Here is a 16,422-nt window from a genome sequence, read left to right as displayed (position 1 = left end):
CGTCGACCCCGACTGTTCACGAACGGGAAGCGGAGAAGGTGACGATCTCGGTGTCCGATCTTGGGCGACTCGTCGCCGGCCGTTACCAGTTGGTGGAGCGGGTGGGCAGTGGCGGCATGGGCACCGTGTGGCGCGCGGAGGACAAGCTGCTCGGCCGCCATGTCGCCGTGAAGAAGCTGCACATCCCGCCGCACCTGCACGACGACGAGGTCCGCACGCTCCACGAGCGCACCCGCCGCGAGGCCCGTAGCGCCGCCCGGATCGCGCACCCCAATGTGATCGTGGTGCATGACGTCGTCGATGACGAGGGTCTGCCGTGCATCGTCATGGAGTACATACCTTCGGCGACGCTGAGTGACGTGCTGAAGGAGCGGGGTGCGCTGCCTCCCGAGGAAGCGGCCCGGATCGGGCTGGCCATGGCCGCCGCCCTGCGCGCCGCCCACGACGCCGGGGTCCTGCACCGGGACGTCAAACCGGCCAACGTTCTGCTCGGTGACGGCGGGCGGATCGTCCTCACCGACTTCGGGATCGCCATGGAGTCGGGAACGTCCTCCCTGACCAAGCCCGGCGAGCTGATCGGCTCCATCCGCTATCTGTCGCCCGAACGCCTCCGGGGCGCCGAGCCCGGTCCCGCCAGTGACCTGTGGGCCCTGGGGGCGACGCTGTACCAGGCGGTCGAGGGACGGCACCCGTTCGCCCGCGACACCCCGATCGAGACCGCGTACGCCATCGCGACGGATCCGTACGAGCCCCCGCGCAACGCCGGGAACCTGGCCCCGGTCATCGAGGGTCTGCTCGTCAAGGAATCCGGGCAGCGCATGGACGTGCACGAGGTCGAACGCCGACTGGGTGATGTGACCGCCGCACGCACCGCTCGCCTCGATCCGCCCACACGGTCGGAACGGACCGAAGCCGCCCCCGCGCCTCCCGCGAGGAAGGGCAGCGGCAACCGCCGCCGTACGGTGGTGCGGTCGATCGTGGCAGTGACCCTCGTCGCCGCTTTGGCGGGCGGCGGCGCACTGTGGTGGCTCAAGGGCCCTGCTGATGAGCCGAGTTCACACGCGTCCGGGTCCGGCGCCTCCGCCTCTCCCAGTCCCAGCGCCACCCTGCCGCCGCCGGTGCCCGACGGATATCAGCTCCAGAAAGCGGGCAGCGGCTTCTCCGTACCCGTACCGGACGGCTGGACCCGTAAGACGCTGGACGGCGGCGAAGTCGCCTTCATCGACCCGTCCGGCCTGGTCGGGCTCAGGGTCAACGCCATCGAGTTCGCGGGCACCGATCCGCTACGGCACTGGCGCGAGACGGAAGAGGAACAGACCGCTCGCGACAACCCCGGCTATGAACGCGTGCGGATGGCCGAGACGACCTTCCGCGGACGGCCCGCCGGGTACTGGGAGTTCACCTTCGAGGGCAGGGCACGGCAGTACCGAGCGGCAGAGCTGGCGTTCTCCAGCACCGACGGCACCCAGTACGTGGTCTACCTCTCCGCGCCGAACGCGCAATGGCACAAGTACCGGCAGGTCTTCGACACCGCCGCCAACGGAGTCCGCGTGAGCGAGACCGGCTAGCGAGACCGGCTGAGGAAAACGTCCCACCGTCAACCTCCCCAGTTTGGGCATGAACACGACATAGAAGCGTTACGCCGCTGAAGGGGCGGTGTCACAGCGGTCGTCGAAGCTAAGAGGGACACACCACCAACCACACACACCACATCAAGGTCCTCCCCCCACAATCCGAACAGGATGGGACCCCATACATGCACACCCAACTGAGGCGCGCACCCGCGCCCCGGGACGCTCTGGCCTGCCCTCCTCCGGAGACCGCCGGACGTGTCCTCACCGTCGGCACCCCGGGCCCGAGGCGCGAACGGCTCACCCGGACGCTCGAGTCGACCGGCTACGAGGTCGTCCACGCCCTTCCCGGTGAGGTGAACCGGCAGGTGCGCCAAGCCCCGCCGGACGCGATCGTCGCGCTCGACGAGCATGCGCGCGGCGTCGACGTCGTCCGCGAGATCCGTACCGCCCCCGAAGGCCAGACGGTCCCGCTGCTCATGGTCACCGACGACCGCGAACCGGCCGCCGTCGCCGACCTGTTGACCCACGGCGCCGACGACTGCGTACCGGACGCATCCGACCCCGTGGAACTCTCCGCGCGCATCACCGCCAAGCTCAACCGCGTGCCGGTCCCCGTCGAGCGGCTGGCCCTGGACCCGCGGACGGGCCTGTACTCCGCGCCCCACTTCCGCGCCGAACTCGACCGCGAACTGCGCCGCCCGGTCACCGGCCGTCGAAGCGGCGTGCTCGCCGTCGTCCAGGTCGCCGAAATGGCCACGCTGGAGGAACGGTTCGGACCGCGGGTCCGGCACGAGGTGGCCGAGCGGCTCGCGCAGGTCGTCGAGCGGCTCGGCGGCGGCTGCGACCGGCTGGGCCGGGACGAGGACGGGCGGCTGCTCGTGCTGATGCCGGGCCTCGACGAGGAGACGGCCCGGCGCAGGCTGCACCAGTTCGCGACCAGCGCCGCGGGCACCCGGTTCGTCGTCGCCGACGAGAACGTACGACTGACCCCGGCCGTCGGCTGGGTCCAACTCGCCGACCAGACAGGCGAAGCCGCCCACGTCACCGCCCAGGCCGTCGCCGCCGGCGCCGAGGCACTGCGCCACCGGGACCTGCGGCCCGTCCGCTACGAACCGTGGATGCGGGCCAGCACCCCGCACCGCCGCGCACGCCGCCCTCGTATACGTCCGTTACTGCTGGCGACGTCCCCGCTGCTGGCCCTGTTGCTCGGCATCGGCGCCCCCTTCCTGCTCTACGAGCAGACGTACGACGCGCTCGGCTGGGACCTCGCCGGAACCGTGTACTGGGTGGTGGTCGCCGGGCTGCTGCTGTCGGCGGCGCTGATCATCCTGGAGTGCCTCTTCTCGCTCGACGCACCCGCGCGGCCCGCCGAACCCGCGCAGCCGTACCCGCCCGCGAGCGCCGTCATCGCCGCGTATCTGCCGAACGAGGCGGCGACGATCGTAGACACCGTCGAGTCGTTCCTGAGCCTCGACTACCCGAACGACCTCGAGATCGTCCTCGCCTACAACACCCCGCACCCGCTCCCCGTCGAGGACACCCTGCGCGCCGTCGCCGCCCGCGACCCGCGCCTGGTCCTGCTCCAGGTACCGGGCAGCACCTCCAAAGCGCAGAACATCAACGCGGCCGTGACGCAGGTGCGCGGCGAGTTCGTCGGGATCTTCGACGCGGACCACCACCCGGCGCCGGATGCCTTCCGCCATGCCTGGGACTGGCTCTCGAACGGTCACGACGTCGTCCAGGGCCACTGCGTGATCCGCAACGGCGACGGCTCCTGGGTGGCGCGACAGGTGGCCGCCGAGTTCGAGGCGATCTACGCGGTCAGCCACCCCGGCCGGGCCCGGATGTACGGCTTCGGCATCTTCGGCGGCTCCAACGGCTTCTGGCGCACGGACATCCTCGCCCGCACGCGGATGCACGGCTCGATGCTGACCGAGGACATCGACTCGACGCTACGCGCGTTGACGCAGGGCGCGCGGATCGCCGTAGATCGGACCCTGATTTCCCGGGAGTTGGCGCCGACGACGCTGCGGCCGCTGTGGAACCAGCGCTCGCGGTGGGCGCAGGGCTGGCTCCAGGTGTCGCTGCGGCATCTCGCGCGGGCGCTGCGCTCGGACGCCTTCACCGCCCGCCAGAAAGCAGGCCTGTTCGTGCTGCTCGGCTGGCGCGAGGTACAGCCCTGGCTGACCCTCCAGATCCCCGCGATCCTGCTGCACTCCGTGTGGCGCGCGGGCGGCGTGGACCGGATCGACTGGGCGGTGCCGACCTGCCTGCTCGCCGCCGCGTTCACCGTGTCGGCGGGCGCGGTGCAGGCGGCGTTCGCGTGGCGGCTGGCGGTCCCCGAACTCCACCGCCGACGCGGCTGGTTCTGGCGGTACCTGCTGGTCTCGACCGTCTTCTACACCCACTTCAAGAACATGGTGGCCCGCCAGTCGCACCTCAAGGAGCTGCTGGGCGACCGCCGTTGGCGGGTCACACCGCGCGCGGTGGCGAAGGCGGTGGCCCGATGACGCTGACGACCGCACCACCTGCTGAGGCGCGCCCCACTCGCAAACGCACCCGGACCCGGACCCAGGAACTCCAGGGAGTCCGCGGCCTCGCCGCCCTCAGCACGGTCGCCTTCCACGTCTGGCAGCAGTACTACGTGTACGACGCGACAGGCAGCCATCCGCCGGTCGACAACCCGTACCTGGCCGCCCTGCTGTCCCTCGAGGTCATCGACCTCTTCTTCGTGATGTCCGCGTACCTGCTCACACTCCCGTACGCACGCGCCGCGATCGACGCCGAGGGCACCGTCCGCACAGGCCAGGACTTCCTGTTCCGGCGGGCGATCCGGATCCTGCCGGTGTACGTGACGGCGGTCCTGGTCGTCTGGGCGAGCCGCAACCCGACCCTGCCCGGCGACTGGCGCGACCTGCTCGAACACCTCACGTTCACGCACATCTTCGACCGCGAGCGGATCTTCTACACCCTGGGCCCCACCTGGTCCCTCTCCCTGGAGATCAGCTTCTACCTGGTCCTGATAGCCGTAGGCCCGCTCACGATCCGCGCCTGCCGCCGCCTGCCCACCCGCCGAGCTCGCATCACGGCCTGCGCGGCCGGCTGCGCGGCCCTCTACACCCTCCCGCTCGCCTGGATCACCCTCGCCCACTACACCCTCGGCATCCCGCACACCGACTGGCCCGTCTACTTCGGCCCCCAGGCCCGCTTCGGCGGCTTCGCTGCAGGGATGGGCCTGGCGGTGCTGCTGGTCGCGTTGAATGACCGAGGCCGACTGGGCACGCGTACGGCGACGGCACTGGCGGCGACCGCGGCGACGGCCCTGTACGCCCTGTCGTACACCGCCCACACCACAGGCCCCGAGGGCTTCTGGCGCACGTACTACCACCCGCTGGCGGCGGTGCTCTGGTTCGCCTTGTTGTACGCGATCCTCCACAACAGCGTGCAACCGCGCTGGCAGGGCGCCCTACGCGCCCGCTGGCTCACCGCCGTCGGCCTGATCAGCTACAGCCTCTACATCTGGCACGAGCCGGTCATGCTCTTCCTCTACGACACCGGCCTGCTCCCCTCTGAGGGGTCCCGTTCCGGCTTCGCCCTGGCCGTCGCGCTTGTCACGGCAGCGGCGGTGCTGGCCGCGACGGTGAGCTACTGGGCGGTGGAGTACCCGGGCAGCCTGCTGGCCCGGGCGAGGGACCGGCGCGGACGCCCCCGGGACTTCTACTCGTCCTCGCCCTGACCCGGCACCTGCTCCCCGGCCCGGACGACGTCAGCGACCACACAGCTGACGTTGTCCGGGCCGCCGGCGTCGTTGGCGGCGTCGACCAGTTCCCGTACCGCGGTGTCCGAGTCCGGGACGGAGAGAAGGAGGTGCCGAATGCGGTCCTCGGGGACGACGCCGTACAGCCCGTCCGAGCAGAGGAGGTAGCGGTCACCGGCGCGGCTCTCGTGCAGACGCAGGTCAGGGACAGCGGGCGGGTCGCTCCCCAGGGATTTGAGCAGGAGCATCCGCTGCGGATGGGACCCGGCCTCCTCCGGCGTCAACCGGCCCTCGTCGATCATCGACTGGACGACGGTGTGATCGTGGGTGATCCGGAAGAGGCCGCCGTCCCGCAGCAGATACGCGCGGCTGTCGCCGATGTGAACGAGGGCCAGTTGGGAACCCGTCCACAGCACGGCGGTGAGGGTGGTCCCGGCCTCCTCGCCATCGGCCGCAACATCCCGAACGGCCTCGGTCGCGCCCTGCACGGCATCCTCCAGCAGACCGAGGACACCACCGGCCGGCACCTCCTCCCCGTCCAAGAACTTCAACGCCTGTACGGCGGCACTGCTCGCGGGCGCACCCGCCGCCCCGTACCCGTCGGCCACGGCGAGCAGCCGCGCGCCCGCGTACGCGGTGTCCTGGTTGGCGGGGCGTACCCGTCCGATGTCCGAGTGGGCGGAGTAACGCAGTTCCAGCATGATGGGGACCTTTCCTGCCATACCCGACATACCCGATCCCTTCGCTACGACGGACAGCTGATCGACGAGGAACGCGGCGAGGTCCCGCCGGACCGCTGTCTCGGCCTCCACACCGGCCCAGTAGGCACGGATCTCCCGAGCGGCGGCAGCGGACTCAAGACCACACACCGCACGAATCCGCGCCAACGGCATCCCCAGCCGCCGCAGCCACGCCACCAGCCGGGCCCGCTCCAACTGATGGGGCGCGTAATAGCGGTAGCCGGTGTCTGGGTCGACGTGGGCGGGCCGCAGTAGGTCCAGCTCGTCGTACAGACGCAGTGCTTTGGGCGTGAGCCGGGACGCCCTGGCGAAGGCGCCGATAGTCAGCAGATCTATCCGATCCATCCGTGAACTCCCCCTGTTCCGCCACCGATGCTGGGGCTTCCCCAAGGGTGAAGGTCAAATGGGTTGTCGCGGTTGCGGGCGCGACGGTTAGCCTGCGGGGACGCCGTACGAGAATGGAGTCCCGCCGTGCCCCGAGTCGCCCTGGTGACCTACGACCCCCGACCGGAGCCCAGCAAGGACGCCGACCTCCCCGTGCTCCTGCGGGCGCTGCGCGAGGCCGGGGTCGAGGCGGACGCGGTGTTCTGGGACGACCCCGACGCCGACTGGGCCGCGTACGACCTAGCCGTCATACGCTCCACCTGGGACTACAGCTGGCGGGTGGACGAATTCCTGGCGTGGACGCAGAAGTGCGCGACCCTGACACGGCTGGCGAATCCGGCCGAGGTCGTGCGGTGGAACGCGGACAAGCGGTACCTCGGGGATCTTGCGAGGGCGGGAGTGCCGGTCGTCTCGACCAGCTACATAGCGCCCGGGGAGTCGGTCAGCCTCCCCGACACCCACGAGTACGTCATCAAGCCCACCACCGGCGCAGGCTCCCGCTATGCCGCCCGCTACACCCCCGACGACCACGACACGGCCGTACGGCACCTCGCCCGCATGCACGACGAGGGCCTGACCGCGATGGTCCAGCCGTACATGCGCGGCATCGACGTCAGCGGCGAGCGCGCGTTGCAGTTCTTCGGCGGAGGGCTGCTGCACGCCAGCCACAAGCGGGCGGTACTGACACCCGGCACGGCATACGACGCACCCAAGGTGGCCCACCCGGACCTCACCCCCTGGACCCCGACCCCGCCCGAACTCGCCGTCGCCGAACGCGCGTTGGCCGCCATACCGGACGCGACAGACCTGCTCTACGCACGCGTGGACCTCGTGGACGGCCCCGACGGCGAACCCCGCGTGATGGAACTGGAACTGGTGGAGCCGAACCTGTTCCTTTTCCTGCATCCGGCGTCGGTGTCGCCGGTCAGTGACGCGATCCTGGCGGCGGCTGCTCGCTGACGGCGGCCGGTCGAGTGTGCCGGGACGTTCGCTCCCCTCGTGCGGGCGGTAGCCCCTAGGTCGTGTCCCCGACCTCTTTCCGGGACGTTCCCGATGGTGTGGGGATGGGACACCTTGGTCAACTTTTCTCATGAGCCGTCAACAGCCCTCTCGTGGACTCCCCATCGCCCTTGCCGTCGCAGCCGTCGCCCTGGGAACGCTCGCCGCCGCCACCGGCGCACCCGCTGGGCCAGCCCACCATGCTCCGCCCCGATTACCCTCGAGCGCCCAGACCGCGCACGCGAAGACCCAGGCCGTACTGAACGAGATCGTCGCGCAAGGCACCCCCGGCGTCATCGCCCGGGTACGAGACGCGCGCGGTGTGTGGGATGGCCGGGCCGGTGTCGGTGACCTGGTCGCCGAGCGGCCGAGGAGCACCAGCGAGAAGTTCCGTATCGCCAGTGTGACCAAGACCTTCACCGCCACGGTGCTGCTCGCGCTCGAAGCCGAGGGCAGGATTTCGCTGGACGACAGCGTGGAGGATTGGCTGCCCGGGGTGGTGCGCGGCAAGGGCTACCGGCCCGGGAACATCACCGTGCGGCACCTGCTCAACCACACGAGCGGCATCTTCGACTACAACATGGACGAGGGCTTCCGCACTCTGTACGCGGGGGACGAGTTCGACCGGAACCGCCACACCAGGTGGTCCCCGGAGGAGCTGGTGGACATCGCGCTCGCCCACCCGCCCAACTTCCAGCCGGAGCAGGGCAGCAGGCCCGGCAGGCCCGGCAGGTGGGACTATTCCGACACCAACTACGTCCTCGCCGGCATGGTCGTCGAGAAGGCCACCGGCGGCACCTACGCGCAGGCGGTCGAGCGTCTTGTCATCCGGCCGCTCGGCCTGCGCGGCACGAGTGTGCCGGGCACCTCGCCCCGACTGCCCGCACCACACGCGCGGCACTACTCCACGCTGTTCGAGGACGGGCCGGAGGCGAAAGTGCGCGACGTCACCGAGTTCAGCCCCACCGTCGCCTTCTCCGCCGGGCAGATGATCTCGACCGTCGGAGACGTGAACACCTTCCTGTCCAAGCTGCTGGCCGGTGAGCTGCTGCCGCCCGCCCAGCAGCGGCAGCTGCTCGACGCGGTCCACGTCGACGGGGACAAGGGACACGGTGGTCCACAGGACCGCTACGGCCTCGGCATACGGCACTTCAAGCTCAGGGAGGGCTGCTGGGCATGGGGCCACGGCGGCATGATCCCCGGCTCCGCGACCCGGACGCTCGCCTCGGCGGACGGCCGGCGCGTCATGACCACGAACCGCAATGGCGACTGGGGCGAGCAGCGACTGGAGGACGCGGCCGTCGAGACCGAGTTCTGCGAGCCCTGACAGCGCCTGTCCAACAGTGCAGGTGAACCCACCTCTATGAGATGGCCCGGGCCGACAGTCGTATCCCGGGTTGCCTGCCCCGCGACGTCTGCCCGCGCACCGCGGCCGCCTGGGATGCGCGCTTCCTGGGTGCCCACCACCGCCAGCGACCACGGTTCGGTCCTTTACGCCTTCGCCCTCGACGTCCATAACCTGCCAACCCCTGGCCGACTTCGGCCCCGACATAGAAGCGCACCGCTGGTAGAACACCAAGAACGAACACGAGCCCCTTCCCCACCGACATCCCCAGGCCCTGGGCTCCGGCTGTCTGCTGACCCAGGAAAGGACGAGGACGCCGTGACGACCACGCCCGGTACGCGAGCCGCCCTGAGAACCAGCTACCAGGCCGACCTCGCCGACGGAACGGCCCGCTTTCTGGAGCCGCGCCGCCCTGACTGCCCCTGGTGCGGCTCAACGACCCTTCAAGTGCACCTGACCAGCCCAGACTTCATTCAAGCCAAGCCCGGTTCGTTCACGCTGGAACGGTGCCGCGACTGCAGGCACATATTTCAGAACCCCCGACTGAACGCCTCCGGCCTTGAGTTCTACTACCGGGACCTCTACGACGGGCTCGGTGCCAAGAGTGTCGAGTTCGGATTCAGCTTGATGCGCAAGCTCTACCAGGGGCGTGCCCGCATGCTCCAGCCGTACACCACGCCCCGCGCCTGGCTGGATGTCGGCACCGGCTACGGGCACTTCTGCCACACCGCCAAGCAGATCTGGCCACAGACCACCTTCGCGGGCTTGGACCGCGGCGACGGAGTGCGAGAAGCCCAACGCCGTGGCTGGATCGACGACGCCCACCAAGGCTCGTTCCCCGACCTCGCCGACACCCTCACCCACCGCTACGACGTGGTGAGCATGCACCACTACCTCGAGCACACAGTCGACCCGATCGCTGAGATCCGCGCCGCCGCACGCGTCCTGCCCTCCGGCGGACACCTCCTCATCGAAGTGCCCGACCCTGAATGCGCCGGGGCCCGCCTCCTCGGCAAGTACTGGTCGCAGTGGGTGCAACCCCAGCACCTGCACATGTTCCCCGTCGGCAACCTCAAACAGGCCCTCGCCGCCAACGGCCTCTCGATCGTGGCAGTGGAGCACAGGCGAGCTGATCTTGGACTGGACTTTCTACTGGGCGCCAAAAGGCTTCTCTCCACCCTCGCCCAAGACCCACGCCGCCCCTGGACACCTCACCCACCCACCACAACCGACCACGCACGATGGGCCGCTGCGCTGCTCCTCGCCCTCCCGGCGCTGCCGGCCGGCTTCCTCCTCGACCTGACTGTCCGCCCGCTGCTGCCACGCCACAGCAACGCCTACCGCATCCTCGCTGCGAAGGCCCCTGCCCAGCCCACCGGCACCAGCGCCAACGGGAGCCCGCAGCCACCCAACTTGTGAGCGGGCCCGTCTGCATCGGGACCGGTGAGGGTGATCCTCATTCTCTATGGCCGTGTCCGGGCCGGGAGTTGCCCTCGTACTGTTTCCGCCATGGATCTCTACGAAGCCTTCCGGACGGCGGCGATCGAGCAGGGCGTCTCGTCCGCGGATGTCGACGCGTACCTGGTGGATGGACGCCCTTGCCTACGTCTGGGGCCCGGACCCGGACCGGTCGCCGGATGGGTGGGTGGACTGCCGGTGCTTCCCGACGGTGTGGCATGGCCGCGCGCCGACGGCAACGACCACGACGTCGAGGCCGAGCCCTTCCCGCTGGCTCTCACCATCGACTTGGCGGCCTTGCCCTGGGAGGGGTTACGGGAGGCACTGCCGTTCACGCTGCCGGCCACCGGTCTCCTGCAACTGTTCTACCTGTATTCCCAGGATCCGCGCAGTAAGCACAGCACCGGGGAGGAGGAAGCTCTCGGATTCGTTCGAGTGGTTCATGTTCCCGACCTGGGCCTGGCCGAGCAGCGTGCCGTTCCCGAATACGCTCATGCGGAGAAATGGCCGGTCCCGGTGCACGAGCGTGTCGAACTGCGGGCAGCACTGCGGATCGACATTCCGGGGTTCGACCCCGATTACGGCATAGAGCTGCCGGGACTGCCGGCGGACCACCCGCATGCCGCTGTCCTGAAGGACCTGACGCTGCGTTTTCTGCCGGTTGGTCCGTACTGGGAGGGCGTCCAGGTCGGCGGCCACGCGTGGGGGGAGCAATGGGACTGCGAAGACGCGATCGCCGAGGAGTTGGCCCCACCCGGGGAGGACAGTTCCAGCAAGGCCAGGGAGGAGCGTAAGCAGCAGGTGTATCGCGAGTGGCTGCCTCTGGCTCAATTCAGCGTGCAGGACGAGAAATACACCAATGCCCGGCTGATGATCCGCCGGGAGGACCTGGCGGCGGCCCGCTTCGACCGGGTGCGTTCTTATCAGGAGTTCACCGAATAAGGCGCCGGGCGCAGCCTGCGCGGCACGGCAAGAGACAATTCGATCTGGTGGACATCACTTCTCGGTGGTCACATAAGTGAATCGCTCCGGGTCTGCTCGCGGATGCCTCTAGCCGCCCAGCCACCGCACGTTCGCAGCACCGCCTCCGGCGTGCCCACCCGTTGAAAGTCCTCCAGAGATCCGGGAGACGATCTTCACGGTCCACGCCGAACTGCAGGGCCGGCCCCGAGTCGGGATGGCCACCCGCACCCGCCTGATCCATCAGCTCGAAGACGCCCGCGTCACGCCACTGCCGGAAGCGGTTGTGGACGGTCGACCCAGATCACACCCTCGAACTGCTGCCCGCAGCCACTCGGGGGCACACCAACACGGCCATCGCTCAGCAGTTGCACATCTCGCTGAGTGCGGTGGAGAAGAACCTCAACGCGATCTTCGACAAGCTGGAGCTGTCGCATACGACCGGTTACAGTCGGCGGATTCTGGCGGTGCTGAGGTATCTGGAGGCCTAGCCAACGCCGGTCACCCGCCTCCTCGCGGCTACGCCCCCTCCCCCGGGTCCCAGTCCAGCAGCCGTACCTTCGCGACCGTCCGGACGTGGCGGCGCATCGCCGCGGCGGCCGCTGCGGGGCGGCGGTCGGTGATCGCGTCGAGGATGGCCTCGTGCTGGGCGTAGGAACGGGTGGGGCGGCCGGGCTGGCGGAGGGACTCGGTGCGGCTCTCGGCGATCTGGTCGGAGATGGAGCGCATGAACTCGGCGAGGATGCTGCTGTGCGCGGCCGCCGTGACCGCTGCGTGGAACAGGCGGTCGCCGTCGACGCCGGGCCGGCCGTGCTCGATCTCCTCGGCCATGTGCGCCAGCGCCTGGCGCATCGCGGTCAGGTCGTCCTCCGTGCGACGCTCGGCGGCCAGTTCGGCGAGTTTCGTCTCCAGGGCCTCGCGGGCGTCGAGGACGTCGGGGAGGCGTCGGCGTCGCTCGACCAGCTTTTCCACGGGCTCGACGTCGAGGCTGTCCCGGACGAGGTACGTGCCGCCGCCGTGCCGTGCCTCCACCAGGCCCTGGACCTCCAGCACCACGATGGCCTGCTTCACCGAGGCCCGGCTGACGCCTAGGCGCTGGGCGAGGTCGCGCTCGGGCGGGAGACGGTCGCCGGCCTTGAGGCCGCCTTCGTTCACATAGTGGCGGAGGCGGTCGAGTACCTGCTCGTAGAGGCGCTGCTTGGCCATGGGGCGCAGGGCATCGGTCATGGGATCCCCCTCTCGTGGGGGAGGGTAACACCGGGTGGTCGAGTGGCTCAGTGGCCAAGTGGCCGAGCCAATTCGTGCGAGACCTCTTGACGTACCCAGCGGCGAGGCCCACGCTAACCAGCCAACCGGGCAAAGTGGCTCAGCCACTCGTCCACTCGTCCACTTATCGCTCACATCCCTCACCGCTCCGGGACCCAAAGGCGGGAGCCCGTATGTCGTCCGAACTCATCTCGATCCTCGTCCTCGTCGTGGTGTTCGTCATCGCCACCACGCGCTCCATCAACATGGGCGCGCTCGCCTTCGCCGCCGCCTTCGCGGTGGGCGAGCTCGTCGCCGACCTCGACGCGGACGGCATCTTCGCCGGCTTCCCCGGGGACCTGTTCGTCGTCCTCGTCGGCGTCACATATCTGTTCGCGATCGCGCGGGCCAACGGCACCACCGACTGGCTGGTGCATGCGGCCATCCGGCTCGTACGGGGGCGGGTGGCCCTGATCCCGTGGGTGATGTTCGCGATCACCGGGGCGCTCACGGCGATCGGCGCGGTCAGTCCGGCCGCGGTCGCGATCGTCGCGCCCATCGCGCTGAGCTTCGCCTCCCGTTACGGGATCAGCCCGCTGCTGATGGGCGCGATGGTGGTGCACGGCGCCCAGGCCGGCGGGTTCTCGCCGATCAGCATCTACGGTTCGATCGTCAACGGGATCGTGGAGCGCGAGAAGCTCCCCGGCAACGAACTCGCCCTCTTCCTCGCCTCGCTCCTCGTCAACCTGGTCATCGCGGGTGTGGTGTTCGTCCTCTTCGGCGGGCTGAAGCTGTGGACGCAGGGCGCAGTGGCGACGGGCACGGGGACGGGGACGGGGGCAGGGACGGGAGCGAGGACGGGGACGGAAGGTGGTGACTCCGGCAGCAGCGGCGGTACGGGGAAACAGCGCCCGGAGCCGAACGGCACCGGCACCTCCCCCGCCCCCACCGCCACAGTCACAGCCACCCAACCCGACACAGCCCCCGACATCCGCCTCACCCCCGCCCGTATCACCACCCTCGTCGCCCTAGTCGCCCTCGTCGTCGCCGTGCTCGCCTTCGATCTCGACGCCGGGCTCACCGCGATCACGCTCGCCGTGGTCCTCAGCGCCGCCTGGCCGGAGGACAGCAAGAAGGCGGTCGGGCAGATCGCATGGCCGACGGTGCTGGTGATCTGCGGTGTGCTCACGTACGTCGGCGTACTGGAGGAGATGGGCACGATCACCTGGGCGGGCGAGGGCGTCAGCGACATCGGCGTGCCGCTGCTGTCCGCCGTGCTGCTGTGCTACATCGGCGCGATCGTCTCGGCGTTCGCGTCGTCCGTGGGGATCATGGGCGCGCTGATTCCGCTGGCGGTGCCGTTCCTCGCGGAGGGGGATGTGGGCGCGGTCGGCATGGTGGCGGCGTTCGCGGTGTCGGCGACGGTCGTGGACGTCAGCCCGTTCTCGACGAACGGCGCGCTGGTCCTGGCCGCCGCGCCGGACGTCGACCGCGAGCGATTCTTTAGGCAGCTGATGGTGTACGGAGGGATCGTGGTGGCGGCGGTACCCGCGGTGGTGTGGCTGGTGCTGGTGGTGCCCGGCTGGGGGTAGGCCTCACCGGCTTGCGCCGCCGCAAGGTGACCGTTGCAGCGTGACAACAGGTTCGAGTTAAGGAGTACGACGCGTGTCCTCTCTCTTTCCCGCCCTGGCCGAGGGCCCGACCGACCGGCCCGCGCTGCGGTTCGGCGACCGCTCCCTGACCTACGGGCAGCTCGCCGCCGCGGCCGGCGCGACGGCCGGGAGAATCCGGGGCGCGGGACGGGTGGCCGTCTGGGCGACCCCGGCGCTGGAGACGGCCGTCGCCGTGGTGGCGGCGCTGGAGGCCGGGGTGGCCGTCGTACCGCTGAACCCGAAGTCGGGCGAGAAGGAGCTGGGGCACATCCTGGCCGACAGCGCCCCGTCGGCCGTACTGACCGCACCCGGCGCCGAACTCCCCTCTCCCCTGGGCGACTTGCGGCGCATCGACGTAGACCCGCAAGCCACCGGCACCACCCCCGCCCCCTCACTCTCTCCCGAAGACGCCGCCCTCGTCGTCTACACCTCCGGCACCACCGGACCCCCCAAGGGCGCAGTCCTCCCGCGCCGCGCGATCGCCACCACTCTCGACGCGCTCGCCGACGCCTGGCAGTGGACCGGCGACGACATCCTCGTCCACGGCCTCCCCCTGTTCCATGTGCACGGTCTCGTCCTGGGCGTCCTGGGCCCGCTGCGGCGCGGTGGATCAGTCCGCCACCTGGGCCGTTTCTCCACCGAGGGCGTGACACGCGAGCTGAACGACGGCGCGACCATGCTGTTCGGCGTGCCGACGATGTATCACCGCATCGCCCAAGCCCTGCCCGACGAGCCGCAGTTGGCGAAGGCTCTCGCCCATGCCCGGCTGCTCGTCTCCGGGTCGGCCGCGTTGCCCGTGCACGACCACGAGCGGATCGCGGCGGCGACCGGGCGGCGGGTGATCGAGCGGTACGGCATGACGGAGACGCTGATGAACACCAGCGTGCGGGCCGACGGGGAGCCGCGGGCGGGGACGGTGGGCGTTCCGCTGCCGGGCGTGGAACTGCGGCTCGTCGAGGAGGACGGGGCGGTCATCACGTCGTACGACGGCGAGACCGTGGGGGAGATCCAGGTGCGGGGGCCGAACCTGTTCACCGAGTACCTCAACCGGCCGGACGCGACGGCCGCCGCGTTCACCGCCGACGGCTGGTTCCGTACCGGCGACATGGCGGTGCGGGACCCCGACGGCTATGTCCGGATCGTCGGCCGCAAGGCCACCGACCTGATCAAGAGCGGGGGGTACAAGATCGGGGCGGGCGAGATCGAGAACGCGCTGCTGGAGCATCCGGGTGTGCGGGAGGCCGCGGTCACCGGTGAGCCCGACCCGGATCTGGGTGAGCGGATCGTCGCTTGGATCGTCCCCGCGGATCCCCAATCCCCGCCCGCTGACGACGAGTTGGCCGATCATGTGGCCCGTCGCCTCGCCCCGCACAAGCGGCCCCGCGTCGTCCATCACCTCGACGCCCTGCCCCGCAACGACATGGGGAAGATCATGAAGCGGGCGCTGAGCACCGATGGCTGACCGCCTCAGCGCCCGCGAGACGATCGCCCTCGTCGCCGACGACTTCTCCGAACTCCCGCCCCCGCCGGGGCAGTCCGCCCCGGACGGCCCCCTCGGCTGGCAGGGTTACGACGCCTCGCGCGCCCGCGCCGCCGAACACACCGGCGAGCAGGAGTCCGTCGTCTGCGGCACGGCCCACATCGAGGGCACGCGCGCGCTGCTGATCGTCTTCGAATTCGGCTTCCTGGGCGGCTCATTGGGCGAACGGACCGGCGACCGCATAGAGGCCGCCTACGCTCACGCCCGCGCCCACCGCCTCCCCGTCGTCCCGCTCGTCGCCACCGGCGGCAGCCGCATGCAGGAGGGCATGCTCGCCCTCACCCAACTCCAGCGCGTGGCCCGGCAGTCCGCCCTCACCCGCGAGGCGGGCCTGCCCCAGATCGCTGTACTCCGCGACCCGACGACCGGCGGCGGCTGGGCCACACTCGGCGCGGGCGCGGATGTCGTCCTCGCCCTGCCCGGCGCCCAGGTCGGCTTCGCGGGGTCCCGGGTGCGGCCCCCCGACGCAGATCCTGCCGCGTATACGGCGGAGGCGCAGGTGGCGGCGGGTGCGGCTGACGCGGTCGTACGGCCGGAGGAGCTGCGGGAGACGCTGGGACTGTGGCTGAGGCTCCTGACGGGATCGTCGACACAGGAGGCGCCGGTCCCCCGGGCGCTGGGCACCGGGGAGGTCTCGGCCGCAGGCGGCCCGGCGGAGCCCGCCGCAGCCGGAGCCGACAGCACGACGGAGCCCGCCACCACGGGCGACGCGGCCGCGGCCGGGACCGGTACCGGCCGCACACCGCCACCCCCCGTCCACGGCGGCGC

General features: G+C 70.3%; 12 protein-coding genes and 1 pseudogene. 11 read left to right on the top strand and 2 right to left on the bottom strand.

Annotation, left to right across the window (positions count from 1 at the left end; translation table 11 throughout):
- Nucleotides 1-50 precede the first annotated feature (50 nt).
- The 3 genes from AB0I98_RS37210 to AB0I98_RS37200 all read left to right on the top strand — a co-directional run bounded on the left by AB0I98_RS37210 (nt 51) and on the right by AB0I98_RS37200 (nt 5,310).
- Complete coding sequence (locus AB0I98_RS37210; RefSeq protein ID WP_362949602.1) at nt 51-1,568, top strand: serine/threonine-protein kinase; 1,518 nt, start codon at nt 51-53, stop codon at nt 1,566-1,568.
- A gap of 188 nt (nt 1,569-1,756) precedes the next feature.
- Nucleotides 1,757-4,084: a glycosyltransferase gene (locus AB0I98_RS37205; protein ID WP_362949600.1), complete on the top strand. Its 2,328-nt coding sequence runs from the start codon at nt 1,757-1,759 to the stop codon at nt 4,082-4,084.
- On the top strand, nt 4,081-5,310 hold the full coding sequence (locus AB0I98_RS37200; RefSeq protein WP_362949598.1) for an acyltransferase: 1,230 nt from the start codon (nt 4,081-4,083) through the stop codon (nt 5,308-5,310). The genes AB0I98_RS37205 and AB0I98_RS37200 overlap by 4 nt, the downstream gene beginning before the upstream one ends.
- On the opposite strand, the gene AB0I98_RS37195 is transcribed toward AB0I98_RS37200, so the two are convergent.
- Nucleotides 5,292-6,416: a MerR family transcriptional regulator gene (locus AB0I98_RS37195; protein ID WP_362949596.1), complete on the bottom strand. Its 1,125-nt coding sequence runs from the start codon at nt 6,414-6,416 to the stop codon at nt 5,292-5,294. The two genes, AB0I98_RS37200 and AB0I98_RS37195, sit on opposite strands and share 19 nt — an antisense overlap.
- A 126-nt stretch (nt 6,417-6,542) precedes the next feature.
- On the opposite strand from AB0I98_RS37195, the gene AB0I98_RS37190 reads away from it, so the two are divergent.
- The 5 genes and pseudogenes from AB0I98_RS37190 to AB0I98_RS37170 form a co-directional block, all read left to right on the top strand.
- Entirely contained in the window at nt 6,543-7,415 is an 873-nt protein-coding gene (locus AB0I98_RS37190) for a hypothetical protein (protein ID WP_362949594.1), read from the top strand.
- Nucleotides 7,416-7,545: 130 nt separating this feature from the next.
- Entirely contained in the window at nt 7,546-8,781 is a 1,236-nt protein-coding gene (locus tag AB0I98_RS37185) for a serine hydrolase domain-containing protein (protein ID WP_362949592.1), read from the top strand.
- 336 nt (nt 8,782-9,117) lie between these two features.
- A complete protein-coding gene (locus AB0I98_RS37180) occupies nt 9,118-10,218 on the top strand; it encodes a class I SAM-dependent methyltransferase (RefSeq protein WP_362949590.1) in 1,101 nt (366 codons plus the stop codon).
- A gap of 90 nt (nt 10,219-10,308) precedes the next feature.
- A complete protein-coding gene (locus AB0I98_RS37175) occupies nt 10,309-11,199 on the top strand; it encodes a DUF1963 domain-containing protein (RefSeq protein ID WP_362949588.1) in 891 nt (296 codons plus the stop codon).
- A gap of 353 nt (nt 11,200-11,552) precedes the next feature.
- Nucleotides 11,553-11,708: pseudogene (locus tag AB0I98_RS37170) on the top strand (DNA-binding response regulator); the annotation flags it as partial.
- A gap of 28 nt (nt 11,709-11,736) precedes the next feature.
- On the opposite strand, the gene AB0I98_RS37165 reads toward AB0I98_RS37170, so the two are convergent.
- Nucleotides 11,737-12,444 carry a FadR/GntR family transcriptional regulator gene (locus AB0I98_RS37165; protein ID WP_362949586.1) on the bottom strand — a complete coding sequence of 236 codons (708 nt, stop codon included), beginning with the start codon at nt 12,442-12,444 and terminating at the stop codon, nt 11,737-11,739.
- A 212-nt stretch (nt 12,445-12,656) separates the two neighbouring features.
- Between AB0I98_RS37165 and AB0I98_RS37160 the strand changes: the two genes are divergently transcribed.
- The 3 genes from AB0I98_RS37160 to AB0I98_RS37150 all read left to right on the top strand — a co-directional run.
- Nucleotides 12,657-14,054 (top strand): SLC13 family permease, encoded by a 1,398-nt coding sequence (locus AB0I98_RS37160; protein WP_362949585.1) that lies wholly within the window; start codon nt 12,657-12,659, stop codon nt 14,052-14,054.
- Nucleotides 14,055-14,127: 73 nt separating this feature from the next.
- The gene (locus tag AB0I98_RS37155) at nt 14,128-15,576 is read left to right on the top strand and encodes an acyl-CoA synthetase (RefSeq protein WP_362949583.1); all 1,449 of its coding nucleotides are present in this window, start codon (nt 14,128-14,130) and stop codon (nt 15,574-15,576) included.
- On the top strand, nt 15,569-16,422 hold an 854-nt coding region (locus AB0I98_RS37150), incomplete at its 3' end, for a carboxyl transferase domain-containing protein (protein ID WP_362949582.1). The genes AB0I98_RS37155 and AB0I98_RS37150, both read left to right, overlap by 8 nt.

Source organism: Streptomyces sp. NPDC050211, assembly GCF_040656035.1.
Taxonomy (GTDB): domain Bacteria; phylum Actinomycetota; class Actinomycetes; order Streptomycetales; family Streptomycetaceae; genus Streptomyces.
This window is presented reverse-complemented; position numbering and strand designations above follow the sequence as displayed.